Here is a 14,298-nt window from a genome sequence, read left to right on the forward strand (position 1 = left end):
TTGTAGCGTGAGAGAGCTTAAGGGAAGCTTAAGATGCACTTTATCTTGCCCCCGCTACTTGGCCCCTGACTACTTGGCCTCGAGCCAGTTGCGCCCCCGCCCGACCTCGGCAACTAGGGGTACGCGCATCGCAAAGGCCCCCTCCATGACCGCTTTGACCTCCGCCGCGACCGCCTCGGCGGCCCCCTCGGGCGCCTCGAGCACGAGCTCGTCGTGCACCTGCAAAAGCAGCTTCGCCCCGTGCGCTTTAAGGCGCGGCAAAAGCCTCACCATGGCGAGCTTGACGATGTCGGCCTGCGTCCCCTGGATGGGCATGTTGTAGGCGGTGCGCTCGGCGTACTCGCGGGCGTTGCGGTTGCTGCTCCTGATGTCGGGGATCGGGCGGCGGCGGCCGAAGAGCGTCTCGACGTAGCCCTTGTCGCGGGCGAAGGCGAGGGTCTCGTCGATGTAGGCGCGCACCTTCGGGTAGCCCTCGAAGTAGGAGCGGATAAAGGCGTCGGCTTCGGCGTAGGGGATGCTCAGCTCGCGCGCCAGGCGGTGCGCCGACATCCCGTAGAGGACACCGAAGTTGATCACTTTCGCGACGCGCCGCCCTTCCGGTGTGACCGCCTCGGGGGGGACGCCGAAGATCTGCGCGGCGGTGCGGCGGTGGATGTCCTCGCCGCGCCGGAAGGTCTCGACGAGCGCCTCCTCGCCGGTGATGTGCGCGAGGATGCGCAGCTCGATCTGCGAGTAGTCGGCCACGAGCAGCGTCGCGCCCTCGTCGGCGACGAAAGCGCGCCGGATCTCGCGCCCCACGGCGGTGCGCACGGGGATGTTCTGCAGGTTCGGGTTGGCGCTCGAGAGGCGCCCGGTGGCCGTGGCGGTCTGGTTGAAGGTGGTGTGGAGCCGCCCAGTGTGCGGGTTGATAAGCCGCGGCAAAGGGTCTAAGTAGGTGCTCTTGAGTTTCGCGAGCTCGCGGTACTCCAGGATAAGGGGCACCACGGGGTGCGCGTCTTTAAGGGGCTCTAGTGCGCTCACGGCGGTCGAGCGTTTGCCGGTGCTCGTCTTGCGGCCCGCTTGCAGCTCGAGCTTTTCAAAAAGGAGCTCGGCTAACTGGTCGCGCGAGTTGAGGTTGAGGTTCGGGTTGCCCGCGAGCTCGCGCACCTCGCGCTCGAGCGCGGCGAGCTTCTCGGCCAGGCTTTCTGACTGCGCCGCGAGGGCGGCGGTGTCGAGGCGGACGCCCGTGACCTCCATGTGCGCGAGCACCTCGGCCACGGGCCGCTCGATCTCCTCGTAGAGCCGCCGGAGCGCCCCCGCCAGCTTGGGGCGCAGGGTGCGGCTCAGCTCGGCGGTCGCGACCGCCCGCGCCACCGCCGTCGCCCCCCACGCGGGGGTGCCGTAGCGCCGCGTCAGGGTCTCGGGGTCGGCGGCGCTGGGGTCGAGCACGTAGGCCATCAAGAGCGGGTCGTCGCCCGGGCGGACCTCGAGGCCGCAGCGCTGCGCGTACACCGCCAGCGCCTTGGCGTCGGCCGCGTGCAGCACCTCCTCGCTGCGCAGCAGCTCGAGCGCGCGCTCCGGCGGCACCTCGGCGACCGCCCCGCCGGCGGCCACGGCGAGCTCCAACAGCTCCCCCGTCATGGGCGAGACGTCGGAGAGCACGAACCCGAGCGAACCGCCGAAAAAGAGGTCTTCGAGGCGCGCCGTCCGGTAGCTCTGGCGCGCCGCCGCCTCCGGCGCCCCCCCCTGGGCGGGGGTGAGCCCCAACTCGCGGATGATCGAGCCGAACTCGAGGCGCTCCAAAAGCTCGCGCAGCGCCTCGCGCTGCGGTTCGCGCTGCGCCCACACCTCGGGTGTGACCGTAAGGTCGGCGTCGGTGATGATGCGCGACAGCTCGCGTGAAAACTTCACGTCCTCCAGGCTGGCGCGCACCTTTTTCGCGGCGCTCTCGGGTTTCACCCGCTCCAGGTTCTCCAAGATGGCGTCGAGCGACCCGTAGTCTTGCAGCAGCTTGGCGGCGGTCTTGGGGCCGATGCCCTTGGCGCCGGGGATGTTGTCCGAGGCGTCGCCGGTGAGCGCGCGAAAGTCGACCCACTGATCGACGCGCACACCGAACTTTTCAAACACCTCGTCGGGGCCGAAGCGCTCGGCTTTGGCGAGCCCACGCACATAGACCCTGTCCGACACGAGCTGATAGGCGTCGCGGTCGGAGGTGACGATCTCGACGGTGTAGCCCTTTTCGGCGCAGCGCGCGGCGATGGTGCCGATGAGGTCGTCCGCCTCGAGCCCGGGCACCTCGATCCGGTAGAGCCCCAAAAGGTCGACGAGCTGCTTGATGATCCGGATCTGCTCCGGCAGGTCCTCGGGGGTGTCGCGCCGCCCCGCCTTGTAGCCCTCGAACTGCTCGTGGCGAAAGCTCTTGGCGGGCGCGTCGAAGGTCACCACCGTCGCGTCGAACTCCCCCTCCTCGGCCAAGATGCGCAGCAGCGAGCGGAGAAAGCCGTAGATCGCGTTTGTCGGCTCGCCGCGCGAGTTGGAGAGCTCGCGAATGGCGTAGTAGGAGCGAAAGGCGAGCGCGTGCCCGTCGATGATGACGATCTTGTGCCCGTTCGTGGGGCGGCGCGCGTCGCCCGGGTCGTCCGTGGCGCCAAGGCCGAGCGCCCGCTGCGCGCTATCCGGCGGCGCCTCAGCCACGACGCGCGTCCTGCAAGGGGTTAGGCGTAAGCATACGCGAGTTTACCGCGCCGGGCGCCCACGGGCCGTCGGCGGCGGGGCGCGCCCCGAAGCGCTGGAGCACGCGGCGCTTTGTACCTCGCTCTGCTTTGTACCTCGCTCTATAGTGTTCGGCCGCTAAAGCGCCCCACAGTGGAGGGGCGGGACCGACCCACCTCGCGTCGTCCTGTGGACGCCGACACCCTTGCCCCCGGTGGATTGCCGTCGGTGCACGCGAGGCGGCTTCCGGTGGGGGGTCCCGCCCTTTTGCCCCGAGCCCGGAGTGGCGCTGACCCCGGCACGATGGGCGCCCGCACGCGTTGCTATAGTTGCCCCATGAAGCTCTTTTCCGCCCACGAGATGCGCGCCGCCGACCAGGCGGCCGCGGATGCGGGGATCCCGCTGCTTCTGCTGATGGAGGCGGCGGGGCGCGCGGTCGCGGACGCCGTCACCCGCCACTTTGCGCACCCCGAGGTGCTCGTCCTCTGCGGTGGGGGCAACAACGGCGGCGACGGCTACGTGGCGGCGCGGCACCTGCTCGCGTCGCGGCGCGTCAGCGTCCTCGAGCTCTCGAGCGCGCCGCGTTCGGACGACGCCCGCACGATGCGGCGGGCGCTCCTCGCGCACGGCCTCACGCCTCGGCCCCTGGAGGAGGCGGCGCTCACGCGCGCGCTCGAGGGGCGCCCCCTCGTCGTCGACGCGCTCTTTGGCAGCGGCTTGACGCGGCCGCTTGAGGGGGAGGTCGCGGCGGCCGTGGCGCGCGTCAACGCGAGCGGCTGCGAGGTCCTGAGCGTCGACGTGCCCTCGGGCGTCGCGTCGGACACGGGCGAGCTGCTCGGGCCGCACGTGCGGGCGACGCGCACGGTGCAGCTCGCTGGTGCCAAGGTCGCCAGCCTCTTTCACCCCGCCCGGGCCGCTTTCGGCGCGGCCGAGGTCGCCGACATCGGGATTCCCAAGGCGATCCTCGAGGCCCACGCCAGCGTCACGGTGCTCTCCCCCGATGGGGTTCGCGCCCATCTGCCGACGCGCGCCCCCGACACCCACAAGTACGAGGTCGGCACCCTGCTCGTCATCGCGGGCTCAGCGACCTACTTGGGCGCGGCCGAGATGGCCTGCCGCGCGGCGCTCCGCGCGGGGGCGGGGCTCGTGACGCTGGCCTCAGAGGGGAGCTTTCCGGGGACCTGGCCGGAGATCATCCACGAACGCCTGGCGTGGGACCACGACCCCTTGGGGACGCTCGCCGAACTCGGCGAGAACCGCGCGCAGGTGCGCCTGATCGGCCCCGGGCTCGACCGCCGCGCGGCGGCGGTGCTGCCGGCCCTTATCGGGCAGCGGCGCGTACCGACGGTGCTCGACGCGGGCGCCCTGGGGGGCGGCGACGCTTGGGAGCGCGCGGTGCGCGACCACGGCCGCTGCGTCCTCACCCCGCACCACGGCGAGGCGGCGAAGCTCCTCGAAACGTCCGCCAAGGCAGTTCGCACCGCACCCCTCGAGGCGGCCCGGACGCTCGCCGAGCGCACCGGCGCGGTGGTCGTCCTCAAGGGCGCGACCACGGTCGTCGCCGCCCCCGACGGGCGCACGGCCGCCCATGCGGGCGGGCACCCGGGGATGGCGACCGGCGGCACCGGCGACGTGCTGGCGGGCCTTTTGGGCGCCTGGTGCAGCGATGAGGGGGCGCTCTTCGAGCGCGCCTGCGCGGGCGTCGTCGCCCACGCCCGCGCGGGGGAGCGCGCGGGCGCGCGCTTCGGCGACGGGCTCATCGCCACCGATCTCATCGGCGCGTTTCCGGAGGCGTGGCGGGAGCTCCGTGAGGGCCGGTGAGCGTGGGGGTGAACGTGGGGGGCGACGTGGGGGGCGGTGAAGCGGAGGGCGCGAGGGTCCGCGTCCCCGCCACGAGCGCCAACCTGGGCCCCGGTTTCGACTGCTTGGGGCTGGCCGTGGGGCTCTACCTCGAGGTGCGCGCGCAGCTCGCCCCCTGCGACGCGTTTTTCTACCGCGGCCCAGGCAGCGTCCCGAGCCGCCCCGACAACCTCACCCACGAGGGGTTCCGGGCGGCCTACGCGGCGCTCGGCCGCCCCGCCCCGCGGGTCCGGTTCGAGGCGCACAACGAGATCCCGCTCGCGCGCGGCCTCGGGTCGTCGTCGGCGGCGCTCGTCGCGGGCGTCGCGCTCGCCGACCACTTTTCGGGGGGGGCGCTCGGGCGGGAGGGGGTCTTCGAGGTCGCTGCGGCGCTCGAGGGCCACCCCGACAACGTCGCGCCGGCGGTCTACGGCGGCTTTACCGTCTCCGCCAAGCGCGACGGCGACGGCTACCTCACCCAGGTGCTCGCTCTGCCCGCGCGCTGGCGGCTGCTCTTTGCCGTCCCCGACTTTGAGCTCTTGACCAGCGCGGCCCGCGCCGTGCTGCCCTCGCGCTACGGGCGCGACGACGCGGTCTTTACCGCGAGCCGCTGCGCCCTCTGGACGACCGCGGTAGCGCTCGACCGGCCCGAGCTCCTGGGGGTCGCCTCGCAAGACCGGCTGCACGAACCCTTTCGTGAACCCCTCATCCCGGGGCTCGCCGCCTGTCGCCGCGCGCTGCTTGGGGCGGGGGCGAGCGCGGCCTTTTTGTCCGGCGCGGGGCCGACGCTCGGGGTGATCTACGTCGAACGCCCCGGCGACGACGGGCTCGGCGAGCGCCTCAAGGGGCTCTTGCGGGCGTTCGCGGGGGCGGGGGAGGTGCTGGCGCTGCCGCCGAGCGCGGGCTACGTGATAGAGGCCGGTGGCTCGTAGCGCGTGGCCTGTGGTTCGTGGCGCGGTCAGTGGGGTTCGGCGTAGGGCGAGCGGCTCAAAGTCGGGGCCTTGGCGCCCCCCTCGGCGACCGTCTCGAGCGCCTCTAAGCCGAGCGCCAGCCCTGCGGTGATCACCAGGGCGTAGAGCGCGATGCTGAGCCCCGAAAAGACCGCCAGCCGGTAGCGGTCCATCCCGAGCCCGACGCCCGTGACCGCGAGCGCCCACACCCCGATGAGCGGGGTGGTCGCGAGCACGAGCCACATCCCGTAGCGGTCGGCGAGCGCGCGAAAGCGTTCGGAGGTGCGCGTCTGGAGCCAAGGGCCGACGCGCGGAAGCCGCCTCAAACGCTCGAAGGCGAGGACGATGAGGAGGATCGGGGTGAAGTTCCCGAGAGCCGCCCACAGGGTCGCCGAGGCGTAGTCGAGGCCGAGCGCCACGGCTGCGGGGATCGCCACGTAGAGCCCGAAAAAGGGCAGAAAGCCGGCCAGCCACGCCGTCGCGGCGCCGATCAGGTACGCCGTCACGGCCCCCTCCGCGGCGCCACGGGCGCGCATGGGCCCATCTTGGTTGGTGTCACGAATAACCTCACAGAGTCGTAGCGAGATTGCGGCCGTAGGGCGACGCCAGCGCCCGCCTAGAGGCGCGCACACGCCCCAGAGACGCCCCCCGGCTAGGTCTTGGTTCCTTTGACTCTACCATACGCTCTGCGGGCAAGAGCGGGGTGTAAAAACGCTCAAAGGGGCTTCATGTTCGCGCGTGGCCCGTGGCCTGTAGCTCGTGGTCCACACACGGGCCACAAGCCACGCGCAAGACGCGTCGGGGTCCCCCCCGCCACCCGACACCGCGGCTTACAGCAACCCCGCCCGCAGCACCTCGATAAACTGCTGCGCCGTGCGCCCAGAAAAGCCGTTGCCCCAGGCGGCAAAGCGCAGGGCCGCCTCGTCGCTGGCGGCGAGCTGCTCGCGCGCGGCGAGGGCGCGGACGATCTCCAGGTAGCGCCGCTGCGTGGCGTCGGGAAACGTGATCACGAGGCCGAAGCGGTCGGCCAGGGCCAAGCGTTCGTGCTGCGTGTCCCAGGCGTGCACGTCGTCGTCTAGGGGGTCGGGGCGGTCGGAGAAGCGCTCGCCGACAAGGTGGCGGCGGTTAGAGGTGGCGCACAAGAGGACGTTCTCGGGGCGCGCCGCGAGCGACCCCTCGAGGAGCGACTTGAGGGGGGCGTAGGCGGCGCTGCCCGCCTCGAACGCGAGGTCATCGGTAAAGAGCAGGTAGCGGTGCGGGCGCCCCCGCAGCACCTCGAGGATCGCCGGAAGGTCGCCGAGGCGCTCCGGCGGGACCTCGACGAGGCGCAGCCCCCGGTCGGCGTAACGCGGCCCCAAGCTCCTAGCAGCGGTCGACTTCCCCGACCCACGCGGCCCGTAGAGGAGGGTGTGCTGCGCCCCCGGCGCGCCCGAGACGAACGCCTCAATGTTGCGAAAAAGGCGTTCTAGCGCCCCCTCCAACCCCACGAGGCGCGCCGCGTCGGGTTGCGCGGGGTGGGAAATCCCCCGGACGCCCGCGGCGCTCCAGCGAAACGCAACGTAGCGCGCCAGCTCGCCCGCGCCGTGCGCGGCGTAGCGCCCGAGCAACCGCGTCAACAGCGCCGCGGCGCCCTCGCGCTGGAGCGCCGCGGCGAGCTCAGCGACGGGCGCGGCGGGGGGCGGGGCCAGGGGCGACAGCGGGGGCAAGGAGCGCCCCAGAGCGCTCTGGGCGTACGCGTGCCAGTCGCGGCGCACGAGCGGCAAGAGGGCCTCCAGGTCGGCGCGGCCCCCCCGAACGAGGCCCTCCGGGGGCGCCTCGGCGCGCTTTGAGAGCGGCGTCTCGAGGTAGAGGAGCGCCTCGGCGGCGGCGTCGGGGAGGCTGCGCGCGCCCGCTTCGCCGAGCGCGCGGTAGAGCTCACAGTAGGCCGCCTCGAGGCTGGTCGCGCACGCCTCGTGGCGCGCGAGCCGCCCGAGCGCGCGGCACCACGGCAGCTCGGCAAGGGCACCGAAGACGAACAGGTTCACCCCCCTACGATAAACCGGCGCGCACCCCCGAGCGCTACCGGCTCGCGTCGGGTGATAGCATAAACGCGTATGGCGGCGATCTACCAACGTGCAAGGCCGATCACGTTTGCTCAGGTGGTCGGTCAAGAACACGTCAAGGCGCCCCTGCAAGCGGCGCTCGCCAAAGGGCGCGTCGGTCACGCCTACCTCTTCTCCGGCCCGCGCGGCGTCGGCAAAACCACCACCGCGCGCCTGCTCGCCATGGCGGTCAACTGCGAAGGGGAGGACAGACCGTGCGGCGCGTGCGAGTCGTGCCTCTTGGTGCGGCGCGGCGCGCACCCCGACGTCACCGAACTCGACGCGGCCAGCAACAACTCGGTCGAAGACATCCGCGACCTGCGCGAAAAGGTGCGCCTCGCGTCGCTGCGCGGCGGGCGACGGGTGTGGGTGCTCGACGAAGCGCACATGCTCTCCAAGTCGGCCTCGAACGCGCTCTTAAAGACGCTCGAGGAGCCCCCCGAGGGGCTCGTCTTCATCCTCGCCACCACCGAGCCCGAAAAGCTCCCCCCGACGATCCTCTCGCGCACCCAGCACTTCCGCTTCCGCCGGCTTTCCGAAGCGGAGATCGCCAGCAAGCTGCGCGCGCTCTGCCACGAGGCGGGGGTGAGCGCCGAGGAGGGGGCGCTCGCGCTCGTCGCGCGCGCCGCCGACGGCGCCATGCGCGACGCCGAGTCGCTTCTAGAGCGGCTCCTCACCACGGGCGCGCCGATCACCCTGCAGGACGCCGAAGGGGCGCTCGGGCTGCCCCCGCAGGCGCGCCTCCAGGCGCTCGCGCGGCACCTCGCGGCGGGCGACTTGGCCTCGCTCTTCGCCGAAGCGAGCGCTCTTTACCGCGACGGCTTCGCCCCGCGCACCCTCGCCGAACGGCTCGCCGCCGAGCTGCGCGGGGCGCTCTACGCGCGCGTGGGGCTCGGCGGCGACTTCACCTTGGAGCTCGGTGAACGCGACCTCTTGCGCGCGCTCCACGCGCTCGACGACGAGATGGAGCGCTTCGTGCGCTACGACGACCTGTTCTCGCTCGAGGTCGCGCTCATCAAGACGCTCAACGCGCTCACGCACAACGTGCCCGCCGAAGCGGTCGCCGACGTCGCGCCGCAGCCGCCCGCCACGAGCGCTGAGACCCGCACTCCGGCGCCGGACACCCCGCCCTTTCGCGTAGGCCCGTCGGCCCAAACCCCAGCCGCGGCCGCCGCGCGCGCGCCCCTACCCGACTTCGACCCGACCGGCCGCCCCGCCCCCGTCCACCCGCGTTCATCCCAGGCGCCCGCGCCGACCGCCACGACGCCCGCCACGACACCCACAACGACATCCAGCGCCACGACACCCAGCGCCACGGCACCCGCCGCCGCGAGCGCCGGGGCGCCGCTGCGGTGGCGCGACGTCACCGCCAAAGCGGGGGTGCAGCTGCGCGCCTTTTTAAACGACGCGCGGGTCACCGTCGAAGACGGGCGCGTGCACCTGAAGTTCGCGCACGACTTTCACTACAAGGAGACGGTTAAACGCCAGGCGGAGCTCGCGGCGCTCGTCGCGCAGGTCTCGGGGCAGGCGCTCAGCCTCGAGCTCGAGAGCCCCAAGGGGGACCTTGTAAAAAAGCCCTAGCGGAGCGCCGCGAGGCCGCTCCGCGCCCCACCCCGCCAGAGCCCCCCGCCGAACCCGCCGCGCCGCGCGCCGCGGCGGCCCCACCGCCGCAGCCCGACCCGCCACCGGGCCCCGGCAGCGCGCCGCTCGTCCCGCCCCCCGGGGTGAGCGCGCTCGGCGCCGTCCGCCCCGAGCGCGCCGCGCGGGACGAAACGGCGCCGCTCGGCCCCGAAGCCCCGACACCCGCTGCGCCCCCCGACGACGCGAGCGCGTTCGCCGACGAGCTGCCACCCGACTTCTGGGAGGAGGTGCCGCTCCCCGACCCGCCGCAGCGCGCGCCCCAGGACGCCGCCCCCGCCGGAGCGGGCACCGACAGAGCGGCGCAGCACCCCGAGGACGACCCGCGGTTTCGGCTGCTCCAGTCGCTCTTCCCAGGGCGCCTCGTCGCGTGGCAGGCGCACGCGCCGCGCAGCGAGGAGGACGCGTACGGCGACGCGGCGTATCGTGACACCCCCGAGACCCTGCACGGCGACGCACACGACGGCTTGGAGGAGGGCGAAACGGTAGACTGAGGTATTAGGTCGCTAGCGCCCGCGTGAAGGGCGGGTGCCGCCCGACGGAGCCGTTGCGAAGCCGGGTCGACCCACACACAAGGAGACGCGCATGAACATGCAGAAGCTGATGAAAGAAGCCCAACGCGCCCAGCAGAAGATGCAGGAGGCGCAGGAGCGCCTCGCTACGCTCTCGGTCGAGGGGAGCGCTGGGGGCGGGCTCGTCACGGCGACCGCCAACGGCGAGGGGACCATCACCGCGATCAAGATCGACCCGAGCACGGTCGACCCGGACGACCTCGAGCTTTTAGAAGACCTCGTGATGGCCGCCGTCAACGACGCCCAGCGCAAGGCCAAAGAGCTGCAAGAGAGCGAGATGAGCGCGGCCATGGGCGGCCTCGGGGGCTTGGGCGGTCTGGGGGGGATGTTCTAAAGGCTCACCAGAAGTCAGGAGGCAGAAGTCAGCCATCTTCTGACGCCTGGCTTCTGACCCCTGACCCCTCCCTATGCGCTACCCCCCCGCTTTGACCCAACTCATCCGCGAGCTCGGCCGCCTCCCCGGGATCGGCCCCAAGAGCGCCCAGCGGCTCGCGTTTTACCTCTTTAACCAACCCGAAGAGGACGTTAAAAGCCTCGCCGAGGCGCTCCTCAACGCCAAGGGCAACCTGCGGCAGTGCGAGCGGTGCTTTAACATCACCGACCAGGAGGTGTGCAGCGTCTGCCGCGACCCGGGGCGTGAACAGGGTCTTATCTGCGTCGTCGAGGCGCCCGCCGACCTGCTCGCCATCGAGCGTAGCGGCGAGTATAGCGGGCTCTACCACGTGCTCCACGGGGCGCTCTCACCGATGAACGGCGTCGGGCCGGACCAGCTGACCATTCAACCGCTGCTCGCGCGCCTGGGCGGGGTGCGCGAGGTGATCCTCGCGACCGCCACGACCGTCGAGGGGGAGGCGACCGCGATGTACCTCGCGCGTCTTTTGGGTGAACTCAAGGTGCCGACCTCGCGGATCGCCTACGGGTTGCCGGTCGGCGGCGACCTCGAGTACGCCGACGAGGTCACCCTGGGCCGCGCCATCAGCAACCGGCGCCCACTCTAGGCCTGTAACCACATTGACAATCTCGAAGCGCTCTATATAATGGCAGCCCGGCTCTGCGCGCGCGGGGGCTGCTTGCGAGCCGTTTGTAAGCTGCGCGGGCGCGCCGCTCCGGCATGCTAGGCACACTGTCGTAAGGCGCCGCCGTCACCACCCGTCACGGCAGCCGCCGCGCAGCCTGTAAAGGAGGAACATGGGTAGGACGAGAGCAGAGACCGGGGGACGCCGGTTGGTGATCGTCGAGTCGCCGACCAAGGCCAAGACCATCCGGCGCTTTTTGCCCCCGTCTTACCGCGTCGAGGCGTCGATGGGGCACGTGCGCGACCTGCCGGCCTCGGCCGCCGAGATCCCCGCCGAGTACAAGAACCAACCGTGGGCGCGGCTCGGGATCGAGGTCGAACGCGACTTTCGCCCGCTCTACATCGTCCCCAGCAAAAAGAAGCGGGTCGTGAGCGAGCTGCGCGCCGCCCTTAAGGACGCCGACGAACTGCTGATCGCCACCGACGAGGACCGCGAGGGCGAGTCGATCGGTTGGCACCTTTTAGAGGTGCTTAAACCCAAGGTGCCGGTGCGCCGGATGGTGTTTCACGAGATCACCGAGGAGGCCATCCGGAACGCGCTGCAAAACACCCGCGACATCGACCGGCACCTCGTCGACGCGCAGGAGACGCGCCGGGTGCTCGACCGCCTGGTCGGCTACACCCTCTCGCCGCTGCTATGGAAGAAGATCGCCCCCAAGCTCTCGGCGGGCCGGGTGCAGAGCGTCGCGGTGCGGCTCATGGTGCTGCGCGAACGCGAGCGCATCCTCTTCGTACCGGCGAGCTACTGGGACCTCAAGGCGTCGCTCGCCAAAGCGGACGGCGCAGCGCAGGCCTTCGAGGCCGTGATGACGCACCACGGCGGCGTGCGGCTCGCCTCGGGCCGCGACTTCGACGACGCCACCGGAGAGCTCAAGGCGGGACTCACCCCCGGCAAAGACGTGCTGCTCTTGTCCGAAGCGCGCGCGCGCGAGCTCGCGTCGCGGCTCCGCACGGCCCCCTGGACGGTCAAAGAGGTCGAGACGCGCGACGGCAAACGCACCCCCGCCGCCCCCTTTACCACCTCGACTTTGCAGCAAGAGGCGAGCCGCAAGCTCGGGCTCTCGGCCAAAGAGACGATGCGCGTCGCCCAGGGGCTCTACGAAAACGGCTACATCACCTACATGCGCACCGACTCGACCAACCTCTCGCGCGAGGCGATCGAGGGGGCGCGGCGGGCGGTGCGGACGCGCTACGGCGCCGAGTACTTGAGCCCCGCCCCGCGCACCTACGCGAGCAAGGCCAAAAACGCTCAAGAGGCGCACGAGGCGATCCGGCCGGCCGGGAGCGAGATGAAAACGCAGGCCGAGCACGGGCTCTCGGGGGTCGAGGGGCGCCTGTATGACCTTATCTGGAAGCGCACCGTGGCGACGCAGATGGCCGACGCCAGGCTGCGCTTCGTCACCGCGCGCATCACCGTCGGGGAGGGCGAGGACGCGAGCGAGTTTCGCGCGTCGGGCCGCACGACCCTCTTCCCCGGCTTTTTCCGCGCCTACGTCGAGGGCTCCGACGACCCCGAGGCCGCCCTCGACGACCAGGAGCAGCCGCTCCCCGAGCTCGCCAGAGGGGACGCGCTGCGCTGCCGGGCGCTCGAGGCCTTGGGCCACGAGACGAAGCCACCGGCGCGCTTTACCGAGGCGTCACTGGTCAAACTCTTGGAGAGCGAAGGCATCGGCCGTCCCAGCACCTACGCCAGCATCATCGACACCGTCATCAGCCGCGGCTACGCGCGTAAAAACGGCGCGCAGCTCGTCCCGACCTTTACCGCTTTCGCCACCAACAACCTCCTCGAGGCGCGCTTCGCGCAGCTCGTCGACACCGGTTTCACCGCCCAGATGGAGGGGGTATTAGACGACATCGCGGCGGGCGAGCAGGAGGCGGGGCCCTACTTGGAGCGCTTCTACCGCGGCCAGGAGGGGCTCGCCGCGCGCACCCAGAGGAGCCTAGGCGACGTCGACGCCAAAGCCATCTCGACGCTGAGCTTTCCCAAGTGGGGCGAGTTCGTCGTGCGGGTCGGGCGTTTCGGCCCCTACGCCGAAGGGGTCATCGGCGGCGAGGTCAAAACCGCCTCGCTCCCCGCCGAGCTCGCACCGGACGAGGTCACGCGCGAGCTGCTCGAAAAGGCGCTCGTCGCGGGCAACGCCGACGACAACGTCATCGGGACGTTTCCCGAAACGCATCAGCCGATGCTGCTCAAGTCCGGCCCCTACGGCCCCTACTTGCAGCTCGGCGACGACGACCAGGAGAAACCCAAACGGGTGTCGCTGCCGCGTGGGCTCGAGCCGAGCGCGGTGACCTACGAGCAAGCGGTCGGCTTGCTGTCGCTCCCGCGCACCCTGGGCGCGCACCCGGAGACGGGCGAAGCGGTCACCGCGGCGATCGGGCGTTTCGGCCCCTACGTCAAACACCAGAGCACCTTCGCCTCGCTCCCCAAAGACGAGGACGTGCTCCGCGTGGGGCTTCAGCGGGCGCTCGAGCTGCTTGCCAAAAAGGCCGCCAGAAACCGGCCGCTGCGCGTCCTCGGCGCACACCCCGAGACGGGCGACCCCGTCGAGCTGCACGACGGGCGCTACGGCCTCTACGTCAAACACGGCAAGACCAACGCGTCGCTCGCGAGCGGGCAGTCGCCGGATGAGTTGACGCTGGAGGGTGCGCTCGCGCTCCTCGCCGAACGCGAGGGGGGCGCGCGCAAGGCCGCCAAGCCAAAACGCGCCCCCGCCAAAGCGGCGAAGGGGGCGGGCAAAGCGGCGGGCAAAGCGCCAAAGGGCTCCAAGGCGCCCGCAAAGGCGTCCAAGGGGCGCCCAAAAACCAAGGGGGCGACCAAGGCCAGCACAAAGCAGCTCGAGGCCTTTTTGGACACCCTCTCCCCCACCGACGCCGAGGTCGTGGCGCGGCTCGAAGGGATGCGCGGCAGCGCGCCGCAGGACCTCGAGGCGGTCGCCGACGCGGTCGGGCTCAGCGAAGAGGCGGTCCGCGCGGCGCACAAGCGGGGGATGTTCAAGCTCCGCATGGCCTTCGGGCGCGCCCGCAAAGAGGCCGAACCGGTCGCCGCGTGAGCGCCTCTGCGGGGTCGCCCCTTAACCTGCTGCACCTCGCCAAGGGCGACCCCGGCGCGCCCCAAACGGTCCCCGGGACGGCGCTGCAGGTCCAGGCCCTGGCCGAGCCGACCCCCCTGGACGCCGCCCCCATGTGGCTCGCGCTGTTAGCGGGTGAGCTCATCGTCGACTTGCCTCACGGCGACTTTCGGCTCCTCAAGGTGGGCGAGTGCCTGACGCTGCACACCCCGAGTGCGACCCTGACGCCCCTTGACACCGCCGTGGTGCTGCGCTGCCCCCTCGGCGCGGCGACCGGCCAGTAGGCCGCAGGCCTAGCGCTCGTCAGGCGCCGCTACGCGCGACCGCGCGAGCGGCGCGCGGGCCCAAGCCCTCAGACCACCGCGCGCGCACTGCGTTAAA

Annotated in this window: 11 protein-coding genes; 8 read left to right on the top strand and 3 right to left on the bottom strand. The window is 71.6% G+C overall.

The window, feature by feature from the left end:
• Positions 1 to 69: 69 nt before the first annotated feature.
• Complete coding sequence (gene polA, locus TRAD_RS11795; protein WP_041948016.1) at positions 70 to 2,577, bottom strand: DNA polymerase I; 2,508 nt, start codon at positions 2,575 to 2,577, stop codon at positions 70 to 72.
• Positions 2,578 to 3,027: 450 nt separating this feature from the next.
• Here polA and TRAD_RS11800 point away from each other — a divergent pair, with 450 nt between their 5' ends.
• Together TRAD_RS11800 and thrB are read left to right on the top strand one after the other, a co-directional pair.
• Positions 3,028 to 4,512: a bifunctional ADP-dependent NAD(P)H-hydrate dehydratase/NAD(P)H-hydrate epimerase gene (locus tag TRAD_RS11800; protein ID WP_013178841.1), complete on the top strand. Its 1,485-nt coding sequence runs from the start codon at positions 3,028 to 3,030 to the stop codon at positions 4,510 to 4,512.
• An 8-nt stretch (positions 4,513 to 4,520) separates the two neighbouring features.
• A complete protein-coding gene (thrB, locus tag TRAD_RS11805; protein WP_221401606.1) occupies positions 4,521 to 5,462 on the top strand; it encodes a homoserine kinase in 942 nt (313 codons plus the stop codon).
• Between the two features lie 26 nt (positions 5,463 to 5,488).
• Here the strand turns inward: thrB and TRAD_RS11810 are convergent, their stop codons facing one another.
• Both TRAD_RS11810 and TRAD_RS11815 read right to left on the bottom strand, forming a co-directional pair.
• Entirely contained in the window at positions 5,489 to 6,016 is a 528-nt protein-coding gene (locus TRAD_RS11810; protein WP_049773116.1) for a small multi-drug export protein, read from the bottom strand.
• Between the two features lie 294 nt (positions 6,017 to 6,310).
• A complete protein-coding gene (locus tag TRAD_RS11815) occupies positions 6,311 to 7,504 on the bottom strand; it encodes an ATP-binding protein (RefSeq protein ID WP_013178844.1) in 1,194 nt (397 codons plus the stop codon).
• A gap of 69 nt (positions 7,505 to 7,573) precedes the next feature.
• Here TRAD_RS11815 and dnaX point away from each other — a divergent pair, with 69 nt between their 5' ends.
• From dnaX to TRAD_RS11845, 6 genes are all read left to right on the top strand, one after another.
• On the top strand, positions 7,574 to 9,142 hold the full coding sequence (gene dnaX / locus TRAD_RS11820) for a DNA polymerase III subunit gamma/tau (RefSeq protein WP_013178845.1): 1,569 nt from the start codon (positions 7,574 to 7,576) through the stop codon (positions 9,140 to 9,142).
• Between the two features lie 143 nt (positions 9,143 to 9,285).
• Entirely contained in the window at positions 9,286 to 9,693 is a 408-nt protein-coding gene (locus TRAD_RS11825) for a hypothetical protein (protein WP_013178846.1), read from the top strand.
• A gap of 91 nt (positions 9,694 to 9,784) precedes the next feature.
• The gene (locus tag TRAD_RS11830) at positions 9,785 to 10,105 is read left to right on the top strand and encodes a YbaB/EbfC family nucleoid-associated protein (protein WP_013178847.1); all 321 of its coding nucleotides are present in this window, start codon (positions 9,785 to 9,787) and stop codon (positions 10,103 to 10,105) included.
• A 73-nt stretch (positions 10,106 to 10,178) separates the two neighbouring features.
• Entirely contained in the window at positions 10,179 to 10,769 is a 591-nt protein-coding gene (gene recR, locus TRAD_RS11835) for a recombination mediator RecR (protein WP_013178848.1), read from the top strand.
• 190 nt (positions 10,770 to 10,959) lie between these two features.
• Complete coding sequence (gene topA / locus TRAD_RS11840; protein WP_013178849.1) at positions 10,960 to 13,899, top strand: type I DNA topoisomerase; 2,940 nt, start codon at positions 10,960 to 10,962, stop codon at positions 13,897 to 13,899.
• Positions 13,896 to 14,201, top strand: coding sequence for a hypothetical protein (locus TRAD_RS11845; protein ID WP_013178850.1), 306 nt, complete (start codon positions 13,896 to 13,898; stop codon positions 14,199 to 14,201). Before topA ends, TRAD_RS11845 begins: the two co-directional genes overlap by 4 nt.
• The last annotated feature ends 97 nt before the right edge of the window (positions 14,202 to 14,298 follow it).

This window comes from Truepera radiovictrix DSM 17093, from assembly GCF_000092425.1.
Classification (GTDB): domain Bacteria; phylum Deinococcota; class Deinococci; order Deinococcales; family Trueperaceae; genus Truepera; species Truepera radiovictrix.